The organism is Marinobacter sp. ST-43 (assembly GCF_030541085.1).
GTDB lineage: Bacteria > Pseudomonadota > Gammaproteobacteria > Pseudomonadales > Oleiphilaceae > Marinobacter > Marinobacter nauticus.
Window position 1 is genome coordinate 49,460 of record NZ_JASSVO010000005.1, and the last position, 26,528, is coordinate 75,987.

A 26,528-nucleotide genomic window follows, 5' to 3' on the forward strand; every position below is an offset into this window, starting at 1 on the left:
TTGCTACCGTCAACAAGGACGCTGACGATGAGCTTTGTGAAACTGGTCAGGCCTTCAGAATTGAAGGTCCTCGACATTCCCTTTGTTGAAACTCCTTTTTTTGCTGCCGACAGGGCCCGCCTCCTGGTTGAGCAGGACAACCATCTTCGTTCAAGCATGCAATCGCTGTTCAGGTATGGCTCTGGTGACCGACGGAACCTAGCGGAAACTGTCCATCGGGCGGTCAGAGACGGCGAGTTGATGTTGGTCTGTTCGGAGTGGAATAAGCCTTTCTCGCCGATGGTGACCTGGCGGCCAGACAACAGTCTGCCTGCCGGTGGCCAGTGGCGGATAGAGGGCAGTTGGCTGAACGTTCCATCTGAGATTGAGTGTGCAGTAGCAGAGCTGAACAACTGTGGCATTACCTGCGAGCAGTTGCGCCAATCCGAATCCTGGGGTGTCGGGTCGCTGGAAGTGAACATGTTCTCAATGAACTACCGGCAGCGTCAGCGCCGGGAGCGGGCGGCTCAAGGTAGCGTGGATGACCATCGGCTGAGCCTGCCCTTAGGGGCTTCCGCACTGGTGGCTCCCGTGTTGATGTCTGCAGCATCCGCAACCGAAGACGCTAAGGCAGACTCCTCTCAGGCACCCGCCCCAAAGATACACCTGGAAGTGGGCCTGTTTACCGATGGCACCATGAACAACGCCGCCAATACCCGGGCCTTCGTTGAGCAGCTGGAGCAGGAGTGCCTGATTCCCTACGAAAATAACACCATCGGCCGGGAAGAGTGTGAGCGGCGGATGGGTCTGATGTTGGGCGACAGTTACGCCAATGCGGCCAGCAATGTGGCGAAGCTGTGGGATTTGTACGTCGAAGACGAAAAAGAGGAGGAGGGTACCAGCACCTACCGGCGTAAAATTTATGCTCCTGGGGCTGGCACCAAGACTGGCGAGGATGATGTGATGTATAGCGCAGCCACCGGCATGGGGGAGGCCGGCGTTATCGCACAGGTGGACTATGCTTTCTCGCAACTGGCCTTGCGGGTGAAAGAAGTCTTGCAGAACCTGCCCGCCGACCGTCTGGACAAACCCATCGACAAACTTACGTTGGACCTGTTCGGCTTCAGCCGGGGCGCGGCGGCTGGCCGCCATACTGCACACGAGATAAATCAGGGGGAGAATGGTCTGCTGGCCCAGATGCTGGCTGACAGCGGTATCCTCTGGCCGAAGACGGTAGAAATTCGCTTCGTGGGGCTGTTCGACTCCGTGGCCGCCATCGTTAACCTCGCTGCTGGTGATGCGTTGGCCCATAACAACCGCAACCACCCGGTGGAGTTGTACCTGGATCCAGGCAAGGTGGGCCAGGCGGTGCACCTGACCGCGGCCCATGAGCACCGCAGGAACTTTGCCCTGAACAGTCTGCGAAGCCGCGACGGCAGCTTGCCGGCCAACTTCCGGGAAATTTCCCTGCCGGGTGTTCATTCCGATATTGGCGGTGGCTACGGCGACAGCCAGCGAGAGGACGTGCTGTTAAGCCTCAGGTTACAGGTGCCTCGCGACCGGCTCAGCAGGCCGGACCAAACCCTCCAATGGGATAACCTGGAGGCCAAGCGGCAACAGATAGAGGCGGCAGGCTGGATTGGCCCATATAATCTGCCGGTACGGCAATCCGAGCAATTGCAGGCATGGCCGAAAGACCAGGGCCCGGAAGGGCCAGCCCGGCTGGACATTGTCACCCTGCGCCACGAGCACCCGGCCCAGGATGGCCGGGTAGAACTGGTGTTGCGGATGCTGCGCCAGGTGCGGGGGGAGTATTCACGGGTGCCTCTTCGGTTGATGCACCGATTGGCGGTAGAACAGGAAGTGCCACTGAGAGAAGTTGATCCCACTGATGAGACCGTGTTGATACAGGGTGAACTTGAACCCATCCTTCAACAAATTCTGGAACAGGTTGTACAAGGGAATGACGCCCCCTCACTGACCACGGAACATGAGAACTTGTTGCTCCAGCGCTATATCCATTACTCGGCGCACTACAACGCTATTGAGACCATGGTGGCGGGCTTGCCTGCGAAGTTGCAGGGGTTTCATCCCAATGCACCAGCACCTTCAGGCGAGCGCCTGGTGTATCCACAGACAGAGGGCGACTAATGATTCAGAAAATACTGGCCATGGGAGTCATGGCCATCGCCCTGTTGGGCAGCGGCTGTTCGGCGTGGTCGAAGGCGGACGACACTCTTTGGATGGTCAGGATAGCGGCGCCACAGCACTACGAAGTGTGGGTGACTGATATGTTCCTGGAGAAGTCGGGTGAGCGGAGCTGGCGCCAGCCGATAGGCACGGTGGGGTGCTGCTGGAAGGGGGCCCGTGGCCCAACCGGGCCTGGGGGCAGAGCTGACCCCTTTCCGGAGCTGATTCTGGTCAACTGGTTTTCCTACGCGGAGCAGAAATATTACACCAAGATCATTCAGGTGCCGGAAGACCTGCTGGACCGAATGCGGGAGCCGGCAACCTATGTTACGCAGGTTGATGTGCGCTCAGGCCCCCGGAACCTCCTGACCATTGGCCTGGCGCCCGGCGGTACCGTGGTGGTCTGGATTTCGAACCAGATTGGCAACGAGATCGAGGTGATGCGCATGCAGGCCACGGAGTTGCCGGGTGACCCTTCCCGGTTCACGGAACGCACAAAAGGCTATCTCGAAAGGAACGGCGATTACCTCAGGGAACACGGAATCCCGACGGAGGGCTGGTAAGCAGCCGCGGAAGCGGTTCTGAAGTGATCCAGTGTGAGGTCGGGGTAGAATGAAGCCTGCCCTCAACATAACTTAGCCGCCGATCCAGCCCGTACTCAGCTCAACCCCTACCGGCTTCAGCTCCGCCAGCGGTCGGGGCCTTGATAACCGGTAACCCTGGCCAAAATGGATGCCCAGGGTACGGACCTTTCTCAGGGTCTCGTCGCTCTCTATAAAGGTGGCAACGGTCTCCTTGCCCGCGGCTTCTGCAATACGATGCAGGGCATCCACCATCACTTGCTGAACCGGATCGTTCTCCAGATGATCCATCACCCGTCTGTCCAGTTTGATGATATCCACCGGCAGGTGGGCGGCCAGGCTGTAGCTTTCCACCGAGGCGCCAGCGCCCTCCAGGGCCACCCGGCAACCGATTCGATGCAGTGCATCGCAGAGCACGGCCACTTCGTCCGGATACTGGGTGGCATGGGCTTCCCGGATCTCCAGGCAGAAGCACTCCGCCCGGAACGGTGAGGGTGCCAGTAGCTGTTCCATGAAATCGGCAAAGGTGTCATCCAGTACCGAGGCCAGAGACAGGTTGAAGCCGCAGTATTTCAGCCTTGGTTCCAGCAGTCGGTGCTGCCCCAGCCAGTCCAGGGCCTGACGAATGACCTGACGGTCCAGCCGTTTGGCCAGGTCAAAGCGCTCGGCCAGGGGCAGGAACTGTCCGGGCAGGAGTGTGGTGTCGTCCGGTCCCTGACCGGGAATGCGACACAGTATTTCAATATGGTCGCCCCAGGTCACACTCGCCACCGGCTTCAGAGCCTGGAACTCAAGGATCAGTTGATGGTGGTCCAGGGCTTGGCGGAGCTGTTCCAGCTGCTTGTTTGTACCAGTATCGCCGGCGGCATCCGGCAGTGCATGGGCGGTGTGGATCCGGTTCCGGCCTGAAGTCTTGGCGGTATGGCACAGGTCCGCAGCCTGGGTGAGCAGCGTGTCGGCCCGTTCCGGCAACTCACTGTCCAGAATCAGCAGACCGCCGCTGGTAGTGGTCTGCAGGGTATGCCCCTGCCATTCAAACTGGAACTGGGCAATCTGTTCGCGGATTTCCTCGGCGATCTTTCGCGCTCTGGGTTCCGGGCAGTTCTCGATGAACAGCGCAAAGGTATCGCCGGCCAGTCGTGCCAGGGCATCGCGCTGTCGCACGCGCAGCCCGAGCATGGCGGCCAGTTCCCGCAGGTAGCGGTCGCAGGTGCCGCTGCCAGCGTCCTCGTTGAACTGTTCGAAGTTGTCCAGATCCAGAAACAGCAGCCCGTCGGTGCTCTGGCGTTTGTGGCGATGGCCCATGGCCCGTTCCAGGTGTTCGATGAAAGAACGGCGATTCATCAGTCCGGTGACCGGATCGTGTCGCATGCGGTAATCGCTGTTGCTGGTGTGCTGGATCCGGTTGCTGATATCGCGTGCGACATGAACGGCCCCGGTGACCTCGCCCCGGTCTCCGCGGATGCTCTGGAAATGAAATTCGTAAATCGGCAGTCCCTCTCCCTGGCGGTTCAGGGGCATTTCTGCCACAAAATGCTCACGGTCGAAGGCCCGTTGCCATAGCCGTTCGATCAGTCTCCGCTCATTGGGGAAGTCCTTCAAAAGGCTGCGCAGGTTGTCTCCGGTCTTTGGCGTCAGGTCAAAGGCGTGTTGAAACTGCTGGCACCAGGGGGTGTTGAAATGCAACAGTCTGAATTCGGTGTCGATGGCTACCACCAGATCAGAGGATGCGGCGGTCGTGGCTTGAAGAATCTGCTGAGCCTGTTGTTTTTCCAGATCGTGGACCATCGCCTCGCTGTGGTTGACCATCACGCCGCCGAGTTTTTGCACCCGGCCGCCGTTCTTCAGAGCACGACCGGCCAGAGTAACCCGTTGTGGCCGTTGCCGGCTGGTGAGAATGGTCAGGTCCATGCTGAACGGCTGGCCGGTGCGCATACAGCGCCTGAACATCGCTCGTACCCGGTTCTGGCCTGTCTGGCAATAAAACAGCGCCTGTTCCGGTGTCAGCTCGCTGCCGGCTTTGAGTTCCAGCAGGCGGTACATACCTTCGGACCAGCTGATCTCGTTGCTGGGCATGTCCAGTTCCCAGAGACCAAAGCCGGCACTCTGTTCCGCCAGTCGTTGAATCCGGCTATCCATGGCATCGCTGTCCCTGAGGGTAATCGAGGCGGTAGCGGCCTGGTCTGAATCCCGGATCTCCATTCGCAGCCCGAGCAGGGCAGTAAAGAAAAAGCCATCCTTGTGGCGGAACGTCACCAGCACTGTCTGGCCATTGTCCAGCCGGTGTCGGTGGGCGGGGGCGAAGGGATCGTCCTGGCGGGAAGCCAGAATATGCTGGACTTTCTGCCCGGTCAGATCGCTGATGTCGTAGCCAAACATGGTTTCTGCATGGCGATCAGCCTGGATGATCCGGCCATCGTCATCCACCCGAAGCAGGGTGGGCCGGATAACGGGGCCCGTCGGATCGGGCCGGTAGCGTTGAATCAGAAACTCTTTCACAGCTCGGGTGCCTCGCTCGGGCTGGCAGCGTGTTCACTGCCTGTGCTTTTATTTTTTTACAGGTTTTGCCACGATTCATTCATCATACTGACTATCTTGCCGAAAATAACCTCTTGCCGGAGCTCTCTTGACCGTTCACGCCGCGCCCATAGTTCTCGATTTCGAGGATGGAATCGACCGAAAGACGCTCAGGCGCCTGCGGGACCGGTTTCTGCTGGTTAACCAGCAGCGCTGGCAGCGGGCGTGCTCGGCACTGACCTACCGGCAGCAGATGGTGCTGGAGTTGTTGCCGCTGGTTTTTCACCGTAACCATCCCGCCTTGCCTGGCTATCTGGATGGTAACTGCCCGGACGGCTTCAGTGGTTACACGCCCGGCCAGGAAGTGCTGGACGCCGCCCGCCGTTACGCCCGTAGCTTTCACTATCGTGACAAGGGCACTCGAAAGCCTGATCTGGACAGTCTTTTCCTGATGGGAAGCCCTGGCACCCTCGGGCACTCGGTGGCTAGTGATCTGGATGTCTGGCTCTGCCACCGTCAGGATTTGCCGGCGTCGGGCATTCGGTGCCTGGAGCGCAAAGCTGAAAAACTGTCGGAATGGGCCGGTGGCCTGGGGGTGGAGCTGCACGTGTTTGTGTTCTCTGCCGCCGATTGGCGGGCCGGGCGCCAGCGCGTGGAAGTTACCGGGGAAAACTGCGGCAGTGCCCAGCACTTTCTGTTGCTGGATGAGTTCTATCGCACCAGCATTCACCTGGCCGGTCAATATCCGTTGTGGTGGCTGATTCCGGTAGACCGGGAGGCCGATTACGACCAATGCCGGCGACAGCTGGTGGAGTGTCGGTTTATCAAGGCCAGCGATTACATCGACTTTGGCGCGGTGCCGGACATTCCTCCCGCAGAACTGCCTGGCGCTGGCATCTGGCAGCTCTACAAAGGAATCGATGCGCCCTGGAAAGCCATCCTCAAGCTACTGTTGATTGAATGTTACGCCACCGACCGGGAGCGACCACTGCTCTCGGCCAGCTTCAAGCAGGCGGTTCACAATGGTGTGATCAGCGCCGATGCCCTGGACCCCTACGTGCTTTTGTATCAGAGACTGGAGCAGTGGTTGCTGGCCAGTGACGGGGCGGACCGGCTGGAGTTGGTGCGCCGGAGCCTGTACCTGAAATCCGGTTTGCCGCTTAGCCGGGCGGGTATGGCGGGCGATCCCTGGCGGGTTGAGTTGTTGCGCAGTCTGGTTGAAGCCTGGGGCTGGTCGACGGAAGATCTTGGCAGGCTGGATGATCGTCAGCGCTGGTGTGCCGAGGAGGTGATGGGGTTGCGCCGGAGCGTGGTTGCCGAGCTTACCCACAGTTACCGTTTGCTGGCCAGATTGGCCCGGGAACAGGGTGCGCAGGCGTCGATCAGCGCCAATGATATCAACTTGCTGGGCCGCAAACTGTATGCCGCCTTCCAGCGCAAGGCCGGCAAGGTCGAGCTGATCAACCCGGGGCTGGTGCCCTCCCTGGCGGAAGAGAACCTGTCGTTTCACCATCGCAGTGAACAGGGCGCAGCCGGAGACGGCTGGCTGCTGTACCGGGATCTCGAAGATCCGTCCGACGCCTTCTGGCAGCCGGTTATTCGCCGCGCCGGCAACCTGGCTGAGTTGCTTGTCTGGTGTTACTGCAACGGTCTGCTCAGTCGCAGTACACGGTTGAATGTGCGGGCCGGCCAGAGTGTGGCTTCGGTCAGCGAGTTGAAGGAAATACTGGATGTGCTGGCCGGCTTCCTACCGGTGCCCATGCCGCCGGCGCCCCGCCAGGCCCTGTCCCGTGCCGTTCGTCCGTTGCGCAATCTGTTGTTGCTGAATGTGGCGGTGGACCCGCAAGCTCATCTGACCGAGCGGGGGCTGCATAAACTCAGCGCCCGCAACGACTCACTCGGGTTCAGTGGAGCCCGGGACAACCTGGTGGTGACCATCGACCAGATTACCCTGAACAGTTGGCACGAAGTCAGTCTGCAGCATTACGCGGCCGGGGACACCCTGATCCAGTGTTTGAAGAATGTGCTCGCTCAGGTGGCGATCAACCCTGCGGAATTGCCGGATATCCGAGTGATGGCGCCCAGCCGGGGGCACGGACAGGCCATTGCCCGGCGTGTGAGTGAGTTGTTTGCCGATGTGCTCCGACAGTTTTTTGCAGGCGGCACCGGCCCCCATCCCTTGCGTTATATCATCGAGATGGATCAGCGTTATTTTCTGCTCCAGTTCAATGGCCAGGAGCCGGGGTTTGTTGCCCTGGATAGCCGCGCGGCATTGATGGATGCCTTGTTCCAGCCCCAGGACAGTTTTCTGCCGGTGGTGCCGGATCGCTATGCTTTGCAGGATGCTCCCCTATTGAAAGCGGTATGTGAAGCCTCCGAAGCCGGTAACATCCAGGTATTCTGGCAGCTGCAGGGAGACCAGGGCCAGCTCTGGGTGGTGGATGAGTATGGCAGTCTGTGGCATCGCCAGCTGAAGGCCCAGCAACGCCGTCATCTACTGGCACCGTTATTGCGATTTCTGGACAGTGTTATTGAGCGCCGACAGTTGCGCCAGGCAGATAATCTGGAGCCGGTCGCCGGTATCCGGTGTTACGAACTGGTACGCAGGGATGGCCGATGGCTGGCCGATCCGCGGCCAGAACTGGTCGCCGGAATGCCCTTGTCCGGCCTCGAAGTGCAGGCGGTGGGCGTGCAACAGGGTGACAGCATTCTGCGCTTTGATCTGTATTGCAACGATCAGGAGTTTACCGTGCAGGAATATGGCGACCGGTTGATTCCGGCGGTGGCCCATTACATCCGCTCCCTGCGGCAGAGTCCGGACCCCTATCCGGTGTATCTGACTGACCTGCATCTGCCCCACGATCTCGATCCACAGCTGTATCAGCGCGATATCCAGACCAGCCAGTACCTGTTCTACCGGGCGCAGTTGGAAGATGCCCTAAACCAGCACCTGTCCTGATCATGTGAATCCTCGCGGTGCGGCCCGGGTGTCGGGTATACTTCGGCCATTATTCACTCAGGGGATTGGGTATGCAGCTTGGGCTTGTGCGCCGCCTGGCCGTCGCGCTCTCGGTGTTTGTGGTTTTGATGGTATCCGGTTGTGGCCAGAAAGGGCCGCTGTACCGGAACGCGCCGGTGCCCGACGCCGTACCATCGCAGACTGGTGACACCGAGGTAGCTGCGGAGGCGGGCGAAAATGCCGATGAGGACAATGAACAGCCCTGAGCCAGACCACCCGACCTTAAGCTTTCAGGAACAGCATGGATCACTTCAATTACCGTAACGGCGAACTCTACGCCGAAGACGTTGCCGTTGCCGATATCGCCGAGCGCTTTGGTACGCCAGCCTACATCTATTCCCGGGCGACGCTGGAGCGCCATTACCGTGCTTACGATGAGGCCCTGAAGAATCGCCCTCATCTGGTGTGTTATGCGGTCAAGGCGAACAGCAATCTGGCCGTGCTCAATGTGCTGGCTCGTCTGGGGGCCGGTTTTGACATAGTCTCGGCCGGAGAGCTTGAACGTGTGCTTCGTGCCGGCGGGGATGCCGGTAAAGTGGTTTTTTCCGGCGTTGGCAAGCAGGAATGGGAAATGAAGCGGGCCCTGGAGGCCGGCGTTCGCTGTTTCAATGTCGAATCCGACACCGAGCTTGATCGCCTGAACAAGGTGGCTGGCGAACTGGGAGTGAAAGCGCCCATTTCCCTGCGAGTGAATCCGGACGTGGATGCGGGCACTCATCCTTATATCTCGACCGGCCTGAAGGAAAACAAGTTCGGCATTGACATTGCTGAGGCGCCGGCAGTCTATGCCCGGGCGGCCAGCCTGCCCAACCTGGATATCCACGGGGTGGACTGCCACATCGGCTCACAGCTGACGTCGGTTTCGCCGTTCCTGGATGCCCTGGGCCGGGTGCTTTCCCTGATCGACACCCTGGCAGAGCAGGGTATCCGTATCCGCCATCTGGATATGGGGGGCGGTCTGGGTGTGACCTACAACCAGGAAACCCCGCCGCAACCGGCAGATTATGTGAAAGCCCTTAATGAACGCATGGGTGATCGAGAGCTGGAGCTGGTGCTCGAGCCGGGCCGCTCCATTGCCGCGAATGCGGGCATTCTGGTGACCCGGGTGGAATTCCTGAAGTGCACCGAACACCGGAATTTTGCCATCATCGATGCGGCCATGAATGATCTGATCCGGCCGGCGCTCTACAGTGCCTGGCAGGCCATTATTCCGGTTCAGCCCCATCAGGACAGTGAGGAAAGGCCCTGGGATCTGGTGGGCCCGGTGTGCGAAACCGGCGATTTTCTCGGCAAGGATCGCGCTCTGCGCCTGAAAGCCGGCGATTTGCTGGCGGTACGCTCGGCCGGGGCCTACGGATTTGTTATGGCCTCCAACTACAACACCCGCAACCGGCCCCCGGAGTTGATGGTGGACGGAGATCAGGTGCATGTGGTTCGGCGCCGGGAGACTCTGGACGACCAGCTGGCGCCGGAAAGTTGCCTGCCGGAATGAGCGGGGGGAACGAGATGTCTCAGCAACGACGTGGCCAGGGTCCGGTCCTGCGCTTTACCAAGATGCACGGGCTGGGTAACGACTTCATGGTGGTCGACGCCATCAGCCAGCCATTCCGGCTGGCCCCGGACACGATCCGGGAGCTGGCGGATCGCAATTTCGGGATCGGTTTTGATCAGCTGCTGGTGGTGGAGCCACCGGGGCTTCCGGATGTGGATTTTCGCTACCGCATTTTCAATGCCGATGGCTCGGAGGTGGAACAGTGCGGCAACGGAGCCCGCTGCTTCGCCCGCTTTGTGCGCGATCAGCGCCTGACCAACAAGCGTGTTATCCGGGTCCAGACTGCCAAGGGTGTGATTGAGCTCAAAGTGGGTCGGGATGGCCTGGTAGCGGTCAACATGGGGGTGCCGGAGCTCAACCCCCCCGCGATCCCCTTTGCAGCGGATCAGCGCAAGGATGTTTATACCGTCGACGTGAATGGTCAGACGGTCGAGCTGTCAGCCATCTCCATGGGTAATCCCCACGGAGTGCTGGTGGTGGACAATGTCGATACGGCGCCGGTGGAAAGTCTCGGCCCGCAACTGGAAAAACACCCCCGGTTTCCGGCCCGCGCCAATATTGGTTTTCTGCAGGTGATTGATCGCCGCCATGCCCGGTTGCGTGTGTTTGAGCGGGGCTCCGGCGAAACACTCGCCTGCGGCAGCGGTGCCTGTGCAGCGGTGGTGGCCGGTTGTCTCCGCGGCTTGCTGGACAGTCGGGTCGAAGTCGAGTTGCGTGGCGGCAGGCTGGTCATTGAATGGCAGGGGGAAGGTACCCCTGTTATGATGGAAGGTCCTGCAACCACGGTATTTGAAGGCCAGTTGCGGCTGCCTGGCGAACCCCAGCCCCGGCGCCGCAGGAGTGCCCGCCCGAACACCCGACCTCATAAAAACGGGGCCTGAACCGATCAGGAGAACACGATGACAGAACAAACGGCCCGCCAGAAGGCCGGCGAACTCACCAGGGAACAGGTCGCAGAATATCTGAGGGCCAATCCGGACTTTTTTATCGATCAGGACGAGCTGCTGCGCAGTTTGACTCTGCCCCATGACAGCGGCCGGGCGATTTCCCTGGTGGAGCGTCAGGTGCACCTGTTCCGGGAACAGCGGGACACGTTACGCCGGGAGCTGGTGGAACTGGTGTCCATAGCCCGCCACAACGACCGGTTGTTCGAGAAAAGCAAACGCCTGCTGATGCAGGTGATTGAAGCCCGTAACCTGCAGGATATGGCGGCTGCCATTGATGACAGTATCCGGGGTGATTTTGGTCTGGATGCCGCGTCGGTACTTCTGTTCAGTGAAACCGGTCAGCTTCAGTCACAGGGTGCCCTGCATATGGTGGATGCGGCCGCGGCACGTGAGCGGTTGGGAAGCCTGCTGGAAGGGGAGCGGGCCGTTTGTGGCCAGTTCCGTGAGAATGAGCGTGAATTCCTGTTCCCGGACCGTGACGAGCCCATCGCCTCCGTTGCCCTTGTGCCCCTGCGCCACGAAGGTCTGGTGGGGGTGTTTGCTGTCGGCAGTTGTGAACCCGGTTACTTTGATCAGAGCATGGGCTCGCTGTTCCTGAGCTACATCAGTGACACCCTGAGCCGGCTTTTACCGCCCATGCTCAAGCGCCATGGTACCGGCGCTCCGGTGACGGACCTGACCGCGGAGACCGGCCAGGGGTGAGCGTGGCGGCGAGTGACCACAAAGGATCAGCGAGCCAATTGGCGGCGCTGACCGGCTTCATTCGTCATCTGCAATCCGAGAAACGGCATTCACCCCGTACCTGCGAACACTATCAGCGCGACCTTCAGCGGCTGGTCGCCTGGCTTGCGGATAACGGCCTCAATGACTGGTCAGAGCTGTCTGCCCACGATGTTCGGCGCTACGTAGCCCGGCTCAGCCGGGATGGGCTGAGCGGACGCAGCATTGCCCGGCACCTGTCGTCGATTCGGCGTTTCTACCAGTACCTGCTTCGCGAAGGGCTTGCCATCGATAATCCGGCTCTGGACATCAGGGCGCCGAAAAGTGGTCGGCGTTTGCCCCGCGTTGCGGATGTTGATCAGATTGGCCAGTTACTGGATGCCACCCCCGAAGACCCCCTCGAAATCCGTGATCTGGCCATGTTCGAACTGATGTATTCCTCCGGCCTTCGGCTGGCGGAGCTGGCCGGGGCCGATCTGTCGGCTCTGGATCTGAAGGGCCCAGAAATCCGCGTTCTCGGTAAAGGTAACAAGGAGCGCGTGCTGCCGGTCGGCCGCAAGGCCGTGGCGGCGTTGCAACAGTGGTTGTCCTGCCGGCGGGCACTGGTCACCGAGGGTGAGAAGGCACTGTTTGTCAGCCAGCGGGGTACCCGCCTGAGCCGGCGCAGTATCCAGGGTCGCCTGTCTCGCTGGGGTATTCTGCACGGCGCGGACCAGCGTTTGCACCCCCACCTGCTCAGGCATTCCTTTGCCAGTCACATGCTGGAATCCAGTGGCGACCTGCGCGCGGTTCAGGAATTGCTGGGTCATGCGGACATTGCCACAACCCAGGTCTATACTCATCTAGACTTTCAACATCTTGCCCGGGTTTATGATCAGAGCCATCCCCGGGCGCGCCGCCGAACGACCGATCGCACCGGGTGTGAAGAGGAAGAGCATCGTGCCGGCCACTAAGGGAGTAGTTCATGGCATCTGAAGATTCCTGGAAAGAGAAATATCTCAGGGAACTGGAAGAAGCAGAGCATCGGGAAAAACAGTGGGAATCCGAACGTAATCTGCTGGAAAGAATGCTGGTACGAACCAGTCTGGCCTCCGAAGGACAGCGGCCGGAGCTGGATGAATTGCTGGGTCGGTTGCGGGAGGATATCCGTAAGAAGCAGATCAACCTGCAGCACTGGCGGGAACTGCAGGACCAGATTGACCGGCAGATTACCCTGCTGGACGAGCAGGCCGGTCCTCAGACTGCGTCGCCGACACCGGAACCGCAAGCCCCCGCAGACGGTGTGGATCTGGCGGATACCACCCAGCGACTGAGAATTGCCCGCCGCATAGGCCAGTTACTGGGGCAACTGTTGCAACAGGCTTCCCTGGAGCCGGCCGCAGAAGCAGAAGCCCGGGAATTACAGCAGACCTTGCTGACCAGCAACGACTGGGAAGTGCTCCGGGAGGGGCTGAACCGGGTGGCCGATCTGGTGATTGCCGCCATTACCCGCAGCCAGCGCGAATTCGAGGCCTTCCTGAAACGTCTGGATGAACGCTTGCAGGCGTTGCGGGAGCATTTTGCCCAGCAGAGTGACGCCCAGACTGGCCGGCAGGACGCCACAGCAACGCTGGACCGGGAAATCCGTGCCGAGCTGGACAAGGTGGGGGATGACATCCGCGCCAGCGAGGATATTCAAGCTTTGAAGCAGTCGGTCAGTGAACGCCTGGAATTTATTGGCAGTGCGCTGGAGCGGTTCCGGACGTCGGAAAGCGAGCGTGAAAAACTGCTGGCGAACCAACTGGAAGCCATGCAGGAGAAAGTCGCGGTCATGGAGGCCCATTCGGAACAGATGCAGGCCCAGGTGCGTGAAGAGCGTCAGCGAGCCCTGACCGATCTGCTCACCCAGCTGCCCAACCGTGAAGCCTGGCAGGAACGGCTGTCGTTTGAATACAATCGCTGGTTGCGCTACCGGCACCCGCTCACGGTGGCTGTGCTGGACGTGGATCTGTTCAAGCGCATCAACGATTCCTATGGCCACAAGGCAGGGGATCGCGTGCTGCAGTTGGTGGCCCGGGAGATGAGCACTCGCCTGCGGTCGACGGATTTTATCGCCCGGTTCGGTGGCGAGGAGTTTGTGGTGCTTCTGCCGGAAACGCCCACAGATGAAGCCCGCAAGGTATTGGATTCCCTGCGCGAACATGTATCCGGCCTGCCGTTCCATTTCAGCGGCGAGCCGGTGAGCATTACCTTTTCCGCGGGGCTGACCGGTTTTCAGGACGACGACACCGAGGAGTCGGTGTTTGACCGGGCTGATCGGGCCCTCTATCAGGCCAAGGATGAGGGCCGAAATCGGGTGTCGGTGCTCTGACGCAGCCAATCAGTGCCTTAGCAGGGCATCCAGTTCATCAATCACCTCCGCCCAGTCGCTGTCCTCTTCCAGCCCTTCCTCCAGAAAGTGGGACTGGCTCTCAGACCAGAAAGGCGCATCCTGGATGGCGACTTCACTGGGCAATGGTGAATGTCGGGCGATAAAATTCTCGATTTCCGCTTGTCCGGAGGGCAGCCCCAGTTGTTCGAACAGGGTGCTAAGGCTGTGTTTGCTGGTGTCCATGGTTACTTGCCTCCATCAGTTCATTGGCAAAATGCAATCCTGCCCGTTTGCAGGTATGGTTTTCCTGAAATGTAGTGGACCCGCCGAGGATATCCAGTGAAGTCTCGTTCACAGTTCATGTTTTGCCTCCTGTTGCTGGTTTTTCAAGGGGCCGTATTGGCTGATCCGCCCCAGGATTCGCCGGCTCCCCTACTGGGTGTTGATGACCTGCGTTGGCTGGCAGAACAGGATGGCTTCAATGTGGGGGTCCGGCACACCCAGGTGCCCCTGGTGTTCGATACCGGCGAAGGGCGGATGGCGGGTATCTGGGTGGACTACCTCAACCGCCTGTCCTCCAAGCTGGGATTGCCCATTGAGCCCTTTCTGATGAACCAGATGCTGGGCACTGAGCGGCCAGAGCCGGATCTGATTCTCACCACCCGATTGCCCGGTGCTCCGGTTATTCCCGGCGTGCGGCACACAGCCCCCTTGATGTCACTCACTTACGGCGTGTTTGTGAATGCCGGTGACCCGGCGATCCGGACTCTGTCGGATCTGGAGGCGGCGAAGGTGGTCATTGTCGGCGACGACCCCAATCAATTCCCGCTGCTGGACCCGGTGGAAAGTTTCACGCCAGTGCCGGTTTCCAGCCTGGGTGAGGCCGTCAGCCGGGTCATGTCTGGCGAGGCGGATGCCTTTCTCGGGCCGGTTCCTGTGGTGTCCGACTATCTGGAATCGGCGATGATCAATGGTGTCGGGCTCGCGGTGCTGCTGGATCGGCGCCCTGTGGATGTGGTGCTTCAGGTTCCGATCGAGCAGGAGCGCATGTTTCGGGTGTTTGATCGTACAGTTTCGTCACTGGCCCATCAGGAACATCGCAATATTCGCCAGTCCTGGTTGGCGGGGGAGTTGCCGGAAGTCGAGACCCGAAATATTGCGCTGACGGCGGGTGAAATGGAATGGCTGGCCAGTAACTCGGATATTACCGTGGGGCTAAGGCCGGACTGGCCGCCGTTCGAGTTTGAACAGGATGGCCGACCCACGGGGCTGGTCGCCGACTTGCTCAGCCGGCTGGAGAAGGATCTGGGGATTCGATTCCAGCGAGTGACGGTAGACAGTCGCGCCGGTGCCGAGGAAAAACTGAAATCCGGTGAGCTGGACGTGCTTCCCGGCATGTCCCGAACGCCCCGCACCGAGCAGGAATTTCTGTTCACCCGGGCCTATGTCAACGTCCCCATTGCGCTGGCGATTCGCGACACCGGCCGCTTTATCGGAGACCTGCGTGAACTTCGGGATGAGCGGGTCGGTGTGGTAAACCGCCAGGCCAGTCATGACTATCTGCTGATCAATCATCCGAATCTCGACCTCTATCCCCAGCAGACCGTGGAAGACGGGCTGCTGGCACTGTCCAACGGGGATCTGGATGTGATGGTGACGCACATCCCGGCGGTAAGCTACACGGTGGCACGGCTTGGTCTGTCCAATCTGCGGATTACCAGCATTACGCCCTACCAGTACGATCTGAGGCTGGCGGTCAGCCCGGCCCAGCCTGAGCTCCACCGCATACTTAACAAGGCACTGGGCAGTCTGCCGGCTTCCGAAACCGAAGCCATCTATAACCGCTGGATTCACCTGGATATCGAACAGGAAGCCGATTACACCGTGGTTCGGCGGATCATTCTGATTGCCATCGTGGTGGTGCTGATCTTCCTGTACTGGAACCGCAAACTGTCGCTGGAAGTGGATGAGCGAATCCGGTCAGAGAATGCGCTGCGTCGGAGCGAGGATGAGCTGCGTGCCGCCAAGCTGGAGGCGGAGCGGCTGGCCCGGGAAGCGGAGGCGGCGAGCCGTGCCAAAAGCGAATTCCTGGCCAACATGTCCCACGAAATCCGAACGCCCATGAACGCGGTGATCGGCTACAGCGATCTGCTCTACAACTCGGTGACGGACCCGCAACAGCGCAACTACCTCAATGCCATCCGGGCGGGTAGCCGAAGTCTGCTGATGCTGATCAATGACATTCTGGACCTGTCAAGGATCGAGGCCGGCAAGATGCGCCTGGATTTCGGCCCTGTGTCCGTGCGCCGGCTGCTCAGTGATGTCCGCCACATCTTTGACCTGCGGGCGACGGAGCAGGGCATTACCCTGGAAGTGAGCGTGGGGTCGGGTATGCCCTCGGCGATGATGCTGGACGAAACCCGCTTGCGACAGGTGCTGTTTAATCTGGTGGGCAATGCCATCAAATTCACCCATGAGGGCGGGGTTACCGTGCGCGCGGTCGCCAAGCCGCTGGGCGAGCCGGCGGATGCCGATTCCGAGGTTTGTTACTACCGGCTGGTGGTGACCGTAGCTGACACCGGTATCGGCATAGCCCCGGACCAGCAGGAGCGCATTTTTGAAGCCTTCGAGCAGCAGGAAGGCCAGAGTTCCCGGCGTTATGGCGGTACCGGGCTGGGGCTTGCGATCAGTCGTAAACTGGTGGAAATGATGGGCGGCAGACTGACCGTGAAAAGTGAAGCCAATGTGGGCTCGACGTTCAAGGTGGTACTGCCCAGAGTAGAAGCGACGGTGGAGCAGGCTGATGACGATGGCGCGCCGGAGGAATCCGAGCGCCTGCTGGCCCAGACCATGAGCATGCATGAGCGGGGCTGGCTGCGGGAAAAACTGGCTGAAGACTTCGGTAATGAATGGCAGGACGTGCGGGAGAGCGGCGACCCGGAACAGATGAAGGATTTTGCTGCCCGCATTATCGAATGGGGCCAGCGGCACCGGTCATCGTCGGTCACGCGTTACGGGGAGAAGCTGCTGGCGGATGTGGAGGCTTTCAACCTAGACGCGGTCAATACTGCCCTGGATGCGTTCCCCCGACTACTGGGGCAGGATTAGCACGGGCGGCTTGCTCAGAGGCAGTCGAACTGGGACTGGCGGTCAAAGGCAACGGCCACCATGTCGTAGCCGGAATCCGACAGCGAGCGGATCAGTTCGCGATCTTTCAGCAGGGTCATGCACACTTTGTGTACGCTGGCCTGAAGTTGTTTGGCGGCTGGTTGCTGGTTCGGAAAGCGGAAATCCACAATCAGGTATTTCCGGTCTACGCTGGCCTGGGCGGGAATGTCCTCGCGCTCGATACTTTCGTAGCCGATGTAGGTGGCTTCATTGGCCTGAAAAACCTGGCTCATCAATACATCCAGATTTTCGGCGGCTACCTGCGCCGATGACAAGCCGAGCACCAGACCAGAGAGAAGGGCGGTAGTAAAGGTGCGCATGTGAGGCTCCCGAAAGGTAATCTGCGATTCTTGTTAGTGTAACCAAGTGTAAAGTTTGGTTACAGTTGATTGTTGCAGAGTGTGGCGTACTTTTCCTCCTGTGGGCGCTGGATTTTTCAATTGTTTGCAATGCTGAAATGATTTCCGGATGGTAAGGCCCGGCGTTGGTTAATGCCTGTTGTAGCCTGTGATTTCAGCTATCATTGACCAACAGTTGTTGTAAAAGCAGAGGGATAGCCATGTACCAGCTCGTGTTTAAAGGAGAGTGCACGCCAGGCACCGATCTGGAAACCGCTCGCAATAATGCCCGGGCTCTGTTCAAGGCCAGCGTCGAGCAGCTGGACCGCATGTTCAGTGGGCAACCGGTGGTCATTCGTAACAAGCTTGAGCAGGTTCAGGCCGAGAAGTACCTGGCAGTGCTGAAAAAACACGGGATGGTGGCGTATGTTCAGCCCATGCCCGGAGCCGGGCCGGCCCAACCCGCACCGGCGTCATCAGCTCAGGCTCAAGCGTCAACGCCTGCCCCGCCTCAGGCCCCGGCACCGAAACCAGAGCAACCGGCGACGAAATCCGGTGAGACTCCAGCGGTTGAGCCGGGCGATCGCCTACCGGTGGCCGGCGAAAAGGTGGATGATATTCTGGCCGGTTCCGGCCTGAGCCTGGACCCGGTCGGGGTGACTCTGGTTGAGCATCAGGAGGCTGAGGCACCGATGTTTGAGCATCTTGATGACTGGACACTGGCTCCGGCCGGCAGTGATCTGGGGGTAAAACGGGATCTTCCCCCACCGGTCGTGCCGGATACTTCCCATCTGTCACTGGCCGACGATGACAAAAAACAGAGCTCGTGACGGGATTGTGAGCACTCGTTGGCCGTCCTGGTTACTGTGCATTCTGCTTGTCCTGCCCGTATTCCCTTCTGCTTTCGCCGATGCTGGCGCCAGTAGCGCTCGCCCAACCATTGGCCTGGTGCTCAGTGGCGGTGGCGCCAAAGGTATGGCCCATGTCGGGGTATTGCGGGTACTGGAAGAAATGCAGGTGCCGGTTGATGTGGTGGTCGGTACCAGTGCCGGATCGGCCGTTGCCGCCCTGTACGCCACCGGGATGCCGGTGGAAGAAATTGAAAAGCGCTTTATCGGGCTGGACTGGCTGTCCAGCTTTCGCGATGACCCGGGCCGGGCCTACAAGCCGGTGCGCCGAAAGCAGGACGATTGGCGCCTGCCTCTGGTGCCGGGTATTGGCGTCGGTTCCGAGGGCGTTCGGTTTGGTGGCGGACTGGTTACCGGCCAGAATCTCGGGTTTATTCTCAATGAGCTGACCCGTAACGCCGCGCTGGTGGATGACTTTGATCAGCTACCCATCCCCTTTCGGGCTGTGGCCACTGATCTGGAAACCGGTGTTGAAGTGGTGATTGGCGACGGCAACCTGGCCGACGCCATTCGTGCCAGTATGAGCATTCCCGGCGTATACGCCCCGGTGGAAAGAGGCGGGCGATTACTGGTGGATGGTGGGGTGGCCAACAACCTACCGGTCAGCGTGGCCCGGGACATGGGGGCTGATGTGGTCATTGCCGTGGATATCACCGATCCGCTCATGACCACAGAGGACATGCGCGAAGCTTTTTCAGTGGTCGGGCAGCTCACCACGCTGATGACCCGGCGCAACACCGAATTACAGCTGGGCCTGTTAACCGATCGCGACATTCTGATCCAGCCAGATCTGCAAGGCCACACCTCTGCCGATTTCTACGACGCGCCGGTGCTGTTTGAGCTGGGGGCCAGTGGAGCCAGGGATCATGCTGTGGCCCTGAACCGGCTGGCGGTGTCTGACTCGGAGTGGCGGGATTACCGTGCACGGCTCCGGGCCGAGAAACTGGCACCGGGGCCGGTCGTCCGGATCGAATTCCGTAAAGGCGACCGCCTGGCCAGTGATTTTCTGCGCGAGCGGATTCGGCAGAAAGAGGGTGAGCCGCTCGATGTGGAGCAACTGGAAGCCGATCTCAAACGCATCTACGGGCTGGGGTACTACGAGACCGTGTCCTGGTCCATGCGTCCTTCCGAGGCCGGCCCGGTGCTGATCATTCAAGCCAGGGAGAAGAGCTGGGGGCCCAACTATCTGTCGTTTGGCCTGAATTATGAGGACAACTTCGACGGCGATACCCGCTTCAATCTGGCCACCGGGTTACGGATGACCGAACTCAATCGCCTTGGCGCGGAATGGCAGACCGGGCTCCAATTAGGCACCCAGCCCTGGGTGCGTAGCCAATGGTACCAGCCTCTGGATTACGGTTATGACCGGTTTGCGGTGGTTGGGGTTGAATATCGCCGTGATGATTACAGTGTCTACGACAACGGCGACCGTATTTCCGAGATAGATGTGACCTTTCGGGAAGTGGATCTGGCCCTTGGCATGGAACTGGGTGGCGATGGCGAGATCCGATTGGGTTATGTCCGTGGCTATGCCACCGTGGATGACGAAGTGGGCGTTCCGGTTGCACCTTCCGGTAAGGTGCATCAGGGCTACGGCAGCCTGCAACTGGTACATGATTCCCTGAGTGATGCCTTCTATCCGAAATCCGGTGCTTTTGCCGGTATCCGGGCCAGAGTAGAGCGGGAAGAGCTCGGCAGTGACCGGGAGTTCGATGCCCTCACCGGCATGTTGCTGGGAACCGGCACCTGGCAACGTTTCAATCTCACCGGCTTGCTGTATACCCGGCAGGTCATCAGCGGAGAACCGGGCGTTGAGAACGCAGCGCGTCTTGGCGGTTTTCGGCAGTTGTCAGCCTACGCCCCGGGCGAGATCACGGGAAATGATGCCGTTTTACTGGCGGCCTGGGCCAGGCGTGAATTCGGCGGGCCGGTGCTGCCCTGGTTCACCGGCCTGGGATTTGAGACCGGCAATGCCTGGGAGACGATGGATGATGCCACCTGGTCCGGGCTGGTGCGATCCTGGAGTGTTTTCGCCGGGGTGGATACCTTCCTGGGGCCGGTACAGCTCTCGGCCGCCTATAACAACGAAGATGAATGGACCGCATACCTCAATATCGGCTTCTCATTCACCCAGCTGTTCTACTGAGTTTTCGCGGTATCAGTTGTTCAGAGCGGATAGCACCTGCTCACACTGCTGCACGGCATAGCGGTGCAGGATATCTGCCAGGGCCTGTTCGTCCCGTTCCCGTATTATCCGGATGGATTCTTCCATGTGCACCAGGTTGTCTTCCAGAACCTGTTTGCCGCCATGGCGGAAGGCGACAAAGGCGCAACGCTTGGCAGAGGGCCAGAGATCCTCGATGGCCGAGACAATAAAGTAATTGTCGGCGTACACCAGTGAGGCTTTGGTGTATTCAATACCCAGCTCCAGAAACGCCATCAGATCGTTGTTCTGAAAACGGTCCCGCATCTGCTCGTACAGGGATTCCAGCCGCTGCATGTCATTCGGTTGCCACTGACGCACCAGCTTCCGTCCGGTGTGAGTCAGGTACAGTTCCAGAGTCTCATAGAGACTGCGGACAAAGTGTTCATCCAGCGGCGTGACGAACGCGCCTTTGCGGGGGACGTTACGCACCAGATGGCGCTTCTCCAGCAGCAGCAGGCCTTCCCGGATGGAGCCGTGGCTGACATCCATCTGCTTGGCCATGGCACTTTCATAGATGCGCTCGCCGGAACGGAGTTGCTCGAAGGCAATCAGATTTTCAATGTGACGAGCGACCTGTTCGGTCAGGGTTTCTCTGGGTTTGAATGCGTTCATGAAATGGTCGTTTACAGCATCAGTCGAGCGCTCATGTTCGCACAAGCGCCCGCCCGGGGCCAGATCAAAGCAGGGGCGCCAATAGTCGTACCGCCCGGCAGCCCAGCCGGAACAGGATTGAGCGCTGGCGATAGTCTTTTTCGGTCATGGGCCGGCTGGCGCCCAGATCTTCCTCCAGCATGGTTTCCACCTGCTGGATAAACGCCGGGCTGGTGTTGACGGCGGTAATCTCGAAGTTCAGGCGCATGGACCGGTTGTCGAGGTTGGCGGTGCCGATGGCGGCGTAGCGGCTGTCCACCAGAACCACTTTCTGGTGCATGAAGCCGGGCTGGTAACGATAGATGCCGATGCCGGCCTGACTGGCCTGTACCAAATAGGAATAGGCGGCCAGCCGGACCAGTGGGCTGTCGGTTTTCTCCGGTATCAGGATGCGAACATCCACCCCCCTGAGCGCCGCCAACTGCAGGGCATTCATGATCTGGAAATCCGGCACAAAATAGGGCGAGGCAATCCAGATCCTTGTGCGCGCGTTGTTGATGCAGTTCAGGAAGAACAGGGTGCAGGTTTCCCAGGTGTCTGCCGGGCCGGTGGGCAATACCAGTACTTCCTGGTCGCCGGGAGGCTGAGACACGGACGCCCAGTTCAGTTCCGGCCGGGTATTGCTGGCCCAGTTCCAGTCCTCCAGCCAGGCCAGCTGGAGGCCGGTGACAGCGGGCCCTTCAATCCGGCAATGGGTGTCGCGCCAGGGTTCCTGGTCCATGGCGGTGCCCAGGTATTCGTCGCCCAGGTTGATACCACCGACGAATCCCACCTTGCCATCGCAGACCAGGAGCTTGCGATGATTACGGAAGTTGATCTGGAAGCGCCGACGCCGGATGTTGCCGTCACCAAACGAGGCAATGCGGGCGCCGGCAGCAGACAGTTCATTCAGCCATTTGCGGGACAGAAACGCGCTGCCAATGTCGTCATACAGGAACCAGACCTCGACGCCCTGGGCCAGCTTGCGTTCAAGGATGGCCTTGATGCGCTGGCCGACACGGTCTGAGCGGACAATGTAGAACTCCAGCAGCAGATAATGGCTGGCGTCTTCCATGGCATCGAACAGGGCTTCAAAGGTGGCTTCGCCGTCTCGCAGCAGCGTGCAGTGGTTGCCAGCGGTGAACGGTTGCCGGCCGAGTTTGCACAACACCTGCAACTCGTCGCTGAAATGCTCCTGGCCCGGATTGGTGATGGAGGTGGTCTGGTTTTCAAACTGATCCAACAGGTTGGTGAGGGATTCATCGCCCATGCGGCGGGCCTTGACGTAACCACCAAAGCGATAACGACCAAACAACAGGAACATGGGCACGGCAATGTAGGGCAGGCCCACCAGTGCGAGAATCCAGGCTATGGCTCCCTGGGCCGTTCGATAGGTGAGCAGGATGCGGTAAATACAGGCCAGCGCCGCCAGGTACAGCGCTGCCAGCGGAATGGCCAGTAGCGAAAGGTTCTCTGTAATCATGACTCTTGTCCCTGATGACTGGCCCGGAACTGGGCCGGGGCGACACCGGTCCAGCGCTTGAACGCACGGCTGAAGGCGCTCAGCTCGGAGAACCCCAGGAGAAAGGCGATTTCGCCAAGTGCGTACTGGTCGTCGGCGACATAGCGCAGGGCCTTGTCCTTGCGGACCTGCTCCACCAGGTCGTGGAAACTCATGCCTTCTTTCTTGAGTTTTCGGTACAGGGTCTGGCGGCTCATATGACACTGCCGGGCCAGGGTGTCGGCGTCAATCCGGTCGGTGGCCATCTGCCGGGAAATCAGGCGACGCACCTTTCGGCTGAACGAGCGGCGGGTCTGTAGCCGGGCCATGACCGCATTTACCTGTTTCAGCACCGCTGAGTAAACATAGGGATTCCGGTGCGGGATGGGGTGGCCCAGGTGCTTGCTGTTAAACGCCATGCGGGTAACGCCACAGCCGAAATGGACAGTGCCACCGAACAGTTTGCGGTATTCACCGGCATATACGGGCTCCGGATGGGCAATTTCCAGCCAGTCAGCCTCGATACTGCGATGGATAAAGTGCCGGGTCCGGCACAGGGCGGCGGCCAGGGTGCGGTCCATGTCCTGGCGACAGTAATGATCCGGACGATCCGGCTGCCAGGTCAGGATGGCCTGGTCCGGGGTTTGCTCAAAACTCAGGGTGACTGATTCGTTGATCAGTCGGTGCAGCCGGACATACTGCACCACGGCTTCGCCCAGAGTGTCGCAGTTGAAGAACACATGGCCGACCAGCCCCATGCGCTCGGGGTCGATGACCTGGCCGGCATGCAGGCCGACGCCCGGATCGGCGGTCAACTGCTCGGCCAGTTCCCACAAACGGTAATGGGCAGAAGCGGGTACCCGTAGATCCGGGTCTTTCAGTGTCGCCAGTGTCAGCCCGGTAGCCTGTTCCACCCGGACACGATCCAGAAGACCCCGTGTTTCCAGATAGTGCACCAGCGCCAGTGTGCTGGATGCCGCCACCTGGGGCGATTCCGGATATTCGGTCTGGGGCTGCATGCCTGGGTTCTGCTCCCGTTTGTTATCTGGTGGACTGATACAAAATGTCAAATGATTGGGACAGCAAGTCAACGGGTTGCCACTGCTTCAACGATAGCATGTTGGCTATCAGGTTGAAGTAATGCGTTGCAAAGTGGAGGTGTTGTATGGAACAGGAAATCTTTGTACCCCATAGCGAAATGGAGCGCAAAAACGTTCTGGCACTCGCTGAATACCTGGACAGCATTTTCTATTGCTGATCTTTCAGGCGTATGTCTGTGACCTTCCAGCCGGGCCATGCCCGGCTTTTTTCTGCCTGTCGGGTTGGCACCAAATTCCCCTTGCCCCGTAAACTGGCAGTGGTAGTGTATCCGGTTTGATCCGACAACCGGAGGCTGCCAGACCATGAGTGTTGCACTGAACCACCGAATTTCCGGTCAGGGAGATCCCTTGATCCTGCTGCACGGACTATTTGGTTCCCTGGAAAACCTGGGTGGTATTGCCCGCCGGCTTGAGGACGGCTGGCAGATCCATGCTCTGGATGAACGCAATCACGGCAGCTCTCCCCATACCGACGACATGGACTATCCGGCTATGGCCGAGGATGTCATTGCCTATCTGGATGCCCAGGGTATTGAAAAAGCCAGTCTGCTGGGCCACTCCATGGGCGGCAAGGTCGCCATGCAGGTTGCCCTGAAGCATCCTGAGCGGGTGCGGTCATTGATTGTGGCGGATATCTCGCCGGTTACCTACAAGGCCCACCACGACGCCATTCTTGAAGGTATGCAGCAGGTGGATCTTCGTGGCGTGAAATCCCGCAGCGAGGCGGATGCCCGCCTGGCCCGGTTTGTCGAAGTGGCGGGTGTGCGCCAGTTCCTGCTGAAAAACCTGGAGCGTATTCCGGCCCAGGAACAGGCCGACGATGAGGTGGCCTTCCGCTGGCGGCTGAACCTGTCTGTCATTGATGCCTGTTATGACAAACTGGCGGCAGCGCCGGAAGGGCAGGGACCTTTTGAGGGACCGGTGCTTTTTATCAAGGGTGCGGATTCCGCCTACATCCAGGAGAAACACCGGGACACCATTCGTACCCTGTTTCCGGGCGCCGAGTTGAAAATCATTGAAGGCACCGGGCACTGGCTGCACGCGGAAAAGCCGGACGCTTTTGCCATGCTGTGCCGGCGTTTTCTGGAACAGGCCTGATCTTGTCAGAAACCCTGTGATGTCTGCTAAGGTTAGGCACACGGAGTTATCCGCCGGGTCGCCTGCGGACAAAGAATCATAAAAGGGAACGGGCGCGCATGATGAAATGGTTGCTGGTTGGCTTGCTGGTTGTCTTTTTGTTGCTTGGCAGCTTTCTGCTGACCCCGTCTCCGATTGACAGTAAAGCCTGGGATGCGCCCTCTCCACCGGCCATGACCGGTGTGCTGGCGCCCAATGAACGGTTGCGGCTGGCGGATCTGCTTGCTCGTGGCGAGGTGTACGGCCCGGAAGACACCACCATCGGCCCTGATGGTGTGCTCTACACCGGTACCCAGGATGGATGGATTGTTCGTGTTCACCCTGATGGTACGGTGGAACACTGGCTGGAAACCGGTGGCAGGCCGCTTGGACTTGTGTTTGACAGCAACGGCAATCTGATTGTCGCCGACGCCTGGAAAGGCCTGTTATCCATTACCTCTCAGGGTGACATCACGGTGCTTACCCGGGAGGCCGAGGGCACCCCCTTCCGGTTCACGGATGATGTGGTGATCGCCCCCGATGGCCGAATATATTTCACCGACGCCAGTTCCCGCTTCCAGCAGCCTGATTACGTACTCGACTTGCTGGAGATGCGTCCTCACGGCCGGTTGTTGAGGTACAACCCGAAAACCCGGAAAACCGAGGTGTTGCTGGGTAACCTGCATTTTGCCAATGGCGTGGCAGTATCCCCTCAGGGCGATTATGTACTGGTGAACGAGACCTGGAAATACCGCATTCTCCGGTACTGGATCAGCGGTCCCAAGGCTGGCCGGGCTGAGGTATTTGCCGACAACCTGCCGGGTTTTCCGGACAACCTGGCGGTGGACGGTGAGGGCCGTTACTGGGTCGCCTTCCCGACCCTGCGTAATCCCCGGGTCGATGCCATGCACAAGTCCCCCTGGCTGAAGGATCTGGTTGCCAAGTTGCCGGACAGCCTGAAGCCCAAGCCCCAGAACTACGGTCTGGTCGTCGCCTTCAATAGCAAGGGCCAGATGCTGACCAGCCTGCACGACACTCGCGGTACTCATCTGCAGGAGATTACCTCAGTTAATCCCCACGACGGTGTTCTATACTTTGGTTCACTTCACAACGACCGTATTGGCCGGCTACCGTTGCAGGCCATCCCTGGCCTTGGAGAAGCAACCCCATGACTGATGCCCTCGCCCTGAACTGGGATTTGCCCAGCCCGTTCACCCTGGAAATCACGGTTCAGGCCGAAGATACCGATCGACTTGGCCATGCCAATAACGTGGTGTACATCCGTTGGCTGGAGGAAGTGAGCTGGGCGCACATCGAGAGCCTGGGCATGACCTGGGCCCTGCACGAGGAAACCGGCAAGGCCATGGCCATTACCCACACCGACGTTGACTACCTGATGTCGGCTAATGCCGGCGACCAGCTGGTGCTGGGTACCTGGCTGACGGACTGGGATGGTCGTTTCCGCTCGGCCCGACAGTTCCAGCTCATTCGCCGGGCCGATGGCAAAACCCTGTTGCGGGGCATGTCCACTCACGCCTGCGTTGATATGAAATCCCAGCGCCCGGCTCGGGCGCCGAAAGCCTTTGTCGATATTCTGTCCGGCGCCCTGGTGCCCGGCGGCCGGGGCCTGCCGCGCTAGGGCCGTCGCCGGAAATATCTGCTAGTCTCATCCTTGATGCCCTTCGAGGGACATCTGACCCCATGCA

The 26,528-nt window shown here is 59.8% G+C and carries 21 protein-coding genes; 15 read left to right on the forward strand and 6 right to left on the reverse strand.

Annotated features, from left to right (window positions below; all coding sequences use genetic code 11):
* Positions 1-240: 240 nt before the first annotated feature.
* Together QPL98_RS09155 and QPL98_RS09160 are read left to right on the forward strand one after the other, a co-directional pair.
* On the forward strand, positions 241-2,130 hold the full coding sequence (locus tag QPL98_RS09155) for a DUF2235 domain-containing protein (RefSeq protein WP_226610040.1): 1,890 nt from the start codon (positions 241-243) through the stop codon (positions 2,128-2,130).
* A complete protein-coding gene (locus QPL98_RS09160; protein ID WP_014420357.1) occupies positions 2,130-2,732 on the forward strand; it encodes a DUF2931 family protein in 603 nt (200 codons plus the stop codon). Before QPL98_RS09155 ends, QPL98_RS09160 begins: the two co-directional genes overlap by 1 nt.
* Positions 2,733-2,804: 72 nt before the next feature.
* Here QPL98_RS09160 and QPL98_RS09165 read toward each other — a convergent pair whose 3' ends face one another.
* A complete protein-coding gene (locus tag QPL98_RS09165; RefSeq protein ID WP_303293124.1) occupies positions 2,805-5,249 on the reverse strand; it encodes an EAL domain-containing protein in 2,445 nt (814 codons plus the stop codon).
* A 127-nt stretch (positions 5,250-5,376) separates the two neighbouring features.
* On the opposite strand from QPL98_RS09165, the gene QPL98_RS09170 reads away from it, so the two are divergent.
* From QPL98_RS09170 to QPL98_RS09200, 7 genes are all read left to right on the forward strand, one after another.
* Complete coding sequence (locus QPL98_RS09170; protein ID WP_303293125.1) at positions 5,377-8,226, forward strand: class I adenylate cyclase; 2,850 nt, start codon at positions 5,377-5,379, stop codon at positions 8,224-8,226.
* A gap of 71 nt (positions 8,227-8,297) precedes the next feature.
* Positions 8,298-8,492: a lipoprotein gene (locus tag QPL98_RS09175; protein ID WP_272999125.1), complete on the forward strand. Its 195-nt coding sequence runs from the start codon at positions 8,298-8,300 to the stop codon at positions 8,490-8,492.
* Positions 8,493-8,527: 35 nt separating this feature from the next.
* Positions 8,528-9,778, forward strand: coding sequence for a diaminopimelate decarboxylase (lysA, locus tag QPL98_RS09180; RefSeq protein ID WP_011784039.1), 1,251 nt, complete (start codon positions 8,528-8,530; stop codon positions 9,776-9,778).
* Between the two features lie 14 nt (positions 9,779-9,792).
* The gene (dapF, locus tag QPL98_RS09185) at positions 9,793-10,719 is read left to right on the forward strand and encodes a diaminopimelate epimerase (protein ID WP_031211627.1); all 927 of its coding nucleotides are present in this window, start codon (positions 9,793-9,795) and stop codon (positions 10,717-10,719) included.
* Positions 10,720-10,737: 18 nt separating this feature from the next.
* Positions 10,738-11,487, forward strand: a complete 750-nt coding sequence (locus QPL98_RS09190; RefSeq protein ID WP_023011759.1) for a DUF484 family protein — start codon at positions 10,738-10,740, stop codon at positions 11,485-11,487.
* Entirely contained in the window at positions 11,484-12,458 is a 975-nt protein-coding gene (gene xerC / locus QPL98_RS09195; protein WP_222534288.1) for a tyrosine recombinase XerC, read from the forward strand. Before QPL98_RS09190 ends, xerC begins: the two co-directional genes overlap by 4 nt.
* Positions 12,459-12,469: 11 nt before the next feature.
* Positions 12,470-13,855 (forward strand): GGDEF domain-containing protein, encoded by a 1,386-nt coding sequence (locus tag QPL98_RS09200; protein WP_303293127.1) that lies wholly within the window; start codon positions 12,470-12,472, stop codon positions 13,853-13,855.
* Positions 13,856-13,864: 9 nt separating this feature from the next.
* Here the strand turns inward: QPL98_RS09200 and QPL98_RS09205 are convergent, their stop codons facing one another.
* Positions 13,865-14,098 (reverse strand): DUF2789 domain-containing protein, encoded by a 234-nt coding sequence (locus tag QPL98_RS09205; protein ID WP_303293128.1) that lies wholly within the window; start codon positions 14,096-14,098, stop codon positions 13,865-13,867.
* A gap of 96 nt (positions 14,099-14,194) precedes the next feature.
* Here QPL98_RS09205 and QPL98_RS09210 point away from each other — a divergent pair, with 96 nt between their 5' ends.
* Entirely contained in the window at positions 14,195-16,963 is a 2,769-nt protein-coding gene (locus tag QPL98_RS09210) for a transporter substrate-binding domain-containing protein (RefSeq protein ID WP_303293129.1), read from the forward strand.
* Positions 16,964-16,977: 14 nt separating this feature from the next.
* Here QPL98_RS09210 and QPL98_RS09215 read toward each other — a convergent pair whose 3' ends face one another.
* Complete coding sequence (locus tag QPL98_RS09215) at positions 16,978-17,343, reverse strand: hypothetical protein (protein WP_303293130.1); 366 nt, start codon at positions 17,341-17,343, stop codon at positions 16,978-16,980.
* 239 nt (positions 17,344-17,582) lie between these two features.
* Between QPL98_RS09215 and QPL98_RS09220 the strand changes: the two genes are divergently transcribed.
* Together QPL98_RS09220 and QPL98_RS09225 are read left to right on the forward strand one after the other, a co-directional pair.
* Positions 17,583-18,191 carry a hypothetical protein gene (locus QPL98_RS09220; protein WP_303293131.1) on the forward strand — a complete coding sequence of 203 codons (609 nt, stop codon included), beginning with the start codon at positions 17,583-17,585 and terminating at the stop codon, positions 18,189-18,191.
* Positions 18,169-20,415, forward strand: a complete 2,247-nt coding sequence (locus QPL98_RS09225) for a patatin-like phospholipase family protein (protein ID WP_303293132.1) — start codon at positions 18,169-18,171, stop codon at positions 20,413-20,415. The genes QPL98_RS09220 and QPL98_RS09225 overlap by 23 nt, the downstream gene beginning before the upstream one ends.
* 12 nt (positions 20,416-20,427) lie before the next feature.
* Here the strand turns inward: QPL98_RS09225 and QPL98_RS09230 are convergent, their stop codons facing one another.
* From QPL98_RS09230 to QPL98_RS09240, 3 genes are all read right to left on the reverse strand, one after another.
* Positions 20,428-21,087 carry a GntR family transcriptional regulator gene (locus tag QPL98_RS09230; RefSeq protein ID WP_022992137.1) on the reverse strand — a complete coding sequence of 220 codons (660 nt, stop codon included), beginning with the start codon at positions 21,085-21,087 and terminating at the stop codon, positions 20,428-20,430.
* A 64-nt stretch (positions 21,088-21,151) separates the two neighbouring features.
* The gene (cls, locus tag QPL98_RS09235) at positions 21,152-22,588 is read right to left on the reverse strand and encodes a cardiolipin synthase (RefSeq protein WP_288589081.1); all 1,437 of its coding nucleotides are present in this window, start codon (positions 22,586-22,588) and stop codon (positions 21,152-21,154) included.
* Positions 22,585-23,625: an AraC family transcriptional regulator gene (locus QPL98_RS09240; protein WP_222447632.1), complete on the reverse strand. Its 1,041-nt coding sequence runs from the start codon at positions 23,623-23,625 to the stop codon at positions 22,585-22,587. Before QPL98_RS09240 ends, cls begins: the two co-directional genes overlap by 4 nt.
* A gap of 384 nt (positions 23,626-24,009) precedes the next feature.
* Between QPL98_RS09240 and QPL98_RS09245 the strand changes: the two genes are divergently transcribed.
* From QPL98_RS09245 to QPL98_RS09255, 3 genes are all read left to right on the forward strand, one after another.
* Positions 24,010-24,804 (forward strand): alpha/beta fold hydrolase, encoded by a 795-nt coding sequence (locus QPL98_RS09245; RefSeq protein ID WP_286893519.1) that lies wholly within the window; start codon positions 24,010-24,012, stop codon positions 24,802-24,804.
* 98 nt (positions 24,805-24,902) lie between these two features.
* The gene (locus tag QPL98_RS09250) at positions 24,903-25,994 is read left to right on the forward strand and encodes an SMP-30/gluconolactonase/LRE family protein (protein WP_303293133.1); all 1,092 of its coding nucleotides are present in this window, start codon (positions 24,903-24,905) and stop codon (positions 25,992-25,994) included.
* Complete coding sequence (locus tag QPL98_RS09255; RefSeq protein ID WP_303293134.1) at positions 25,991-26,461, forward strand: thioesterase family protein; 471 nt, start codon at positions 25,991-25,993, stop codon at positions 26,459-26,461. Before QPL98_RS09250 ends, QPL98_RS09255 begins: the two co-directional genes overlap by 4 nt.
* Positions 26,462-26,528: the final 67 nt, after the last annotated feature.

What these genes read in the sequence shown, in the direction of transcription:
- QPL98_RS09230 (WP_022992137.1), bottom strand. Translation starts at nt 21,087, where the DNA reads ATGAACGCATTCAAACCCAGAGAAACCCTGACCGAACAGGTCGCTCGT.
- QPL98_RS09245 (WP_286893519.1), top strand. Translation starts at nt 24,010, where the DNA reads ATGAGTGTTGCACTGAACCACCGAATTTCCGGTCAGGGAGATCCCTTG.
- lysA (WP_011784039.1), top strand. Translation starts at nt 8,528, where the DNA reads ATGGATCACTTCAATTACCGTAACGGCGAACTCTACGCCGAAGACGTT.
- QPL98_RS09155 (WP_226610040.1), top strand. Translation starts at nt 241, where the DNA reads ATGTTGGTCTGTTCGGAGTGGAATAAGCCTTTCTCGCCGATGGTGACC.
- QPL98_RS09215 (WP_303293130.1), bottom strand. Translation starts at nt 17,343, where the DNA reads ATGCGCACCTTTACTACCGCCCTTCTCTCTGGTCTGGTGCTCGGCTTG.
- QPL98_RS09240 (WP_222447632.1), bottom strand. Translation starts at nt 23,625, where the DNA reads ATGCAGCCCCAGACCGAATATCCGGAATCGCCCCAGGTGGCGGCATCC.
- QPL98_RS09200 (WP_303293127.1), top strand. Translation starts at nt 12,470, where the DNA reads ATGGCATCTGAAGATTCCTGGAAAGAGAAATATCTCAGGGAACTGGAA.
- dapF (WP_031211627.1), top strand. Translation starts at nt 9,793, where the DNA reads ATGTCTCAGCAACGACGTGGCCAGGGTCCGGTCCTGCGCTTTACCAAG.
- QPL98_RS09190 (WP_023011759.1), top strand. Translation starts at nt 10,738, where the DNA reads ATGACAGAACAAACGGCCCGCCAGAAGGCCGGCGAACTCACCAGGGAA.
- QPL98_RS09250 (WP_303293133.1), top strand. Translation starts at nt 24,903, where the DNA reads ATGATGAAATGGTTGCTGGTTGGCTTGCTGGTTGTCTTTTTGTTGCTT.
- cls (WP_288589081.1), bottom strand. Translation starts at nt 22,588, where the DNA reads ATGATTACAGAGAACCTTTCGCTACTGGCCATTCCGCTGGCAGCGCTG.
- QPL98_RS09205 (WP_303293128.1), bottom strand. Translation starts at nt 14,098, where the DNA reads ATGGACACCAGCAAACACAGCCTTAGCACCCTGTTCGAACAACTGGGG.
- QPL98_RS09220 (WP_303293131.1), top strand. Translation starts at nt 17,583, where the DNA reads ATGTACCAGCTCGTGTTTAAAGGAGAGTGCACGCCAGGCACCGATCTG.
- QPL98_RS09175 (WP_272999125.1), top strand. Translation starts at nt 8,298, where the DNA reads ATGCAGCTTGGGCTTGTGCGCCGCCTGGCCGTCGCGCTCTCGGTGTTT.
- QPL98_RS09225 (WP_303293132.1), top strand. Translation starts at nt 18,169, where the DNA reads ATGACAAAAAACAGAGCTCGTGACGGGATTGTGAGCACTCGTTGGCCG.
- QPL98_RS09160 (WP_014420357.1), top strand. Translation starts at nt 2,130, where the DNA reads ATGATTCAGAAAATACTGGCCATGGGAGTCATGGCCATCGCCCTGTTG.
- QPL98_RS09255 (WP_303293134.1), top strand. Translation starts at nt 25,991, where the DNA reads ATGACTGATGCCCTCGCCCTGAACTGGGATTTGCCCAGCCCGTTCACC.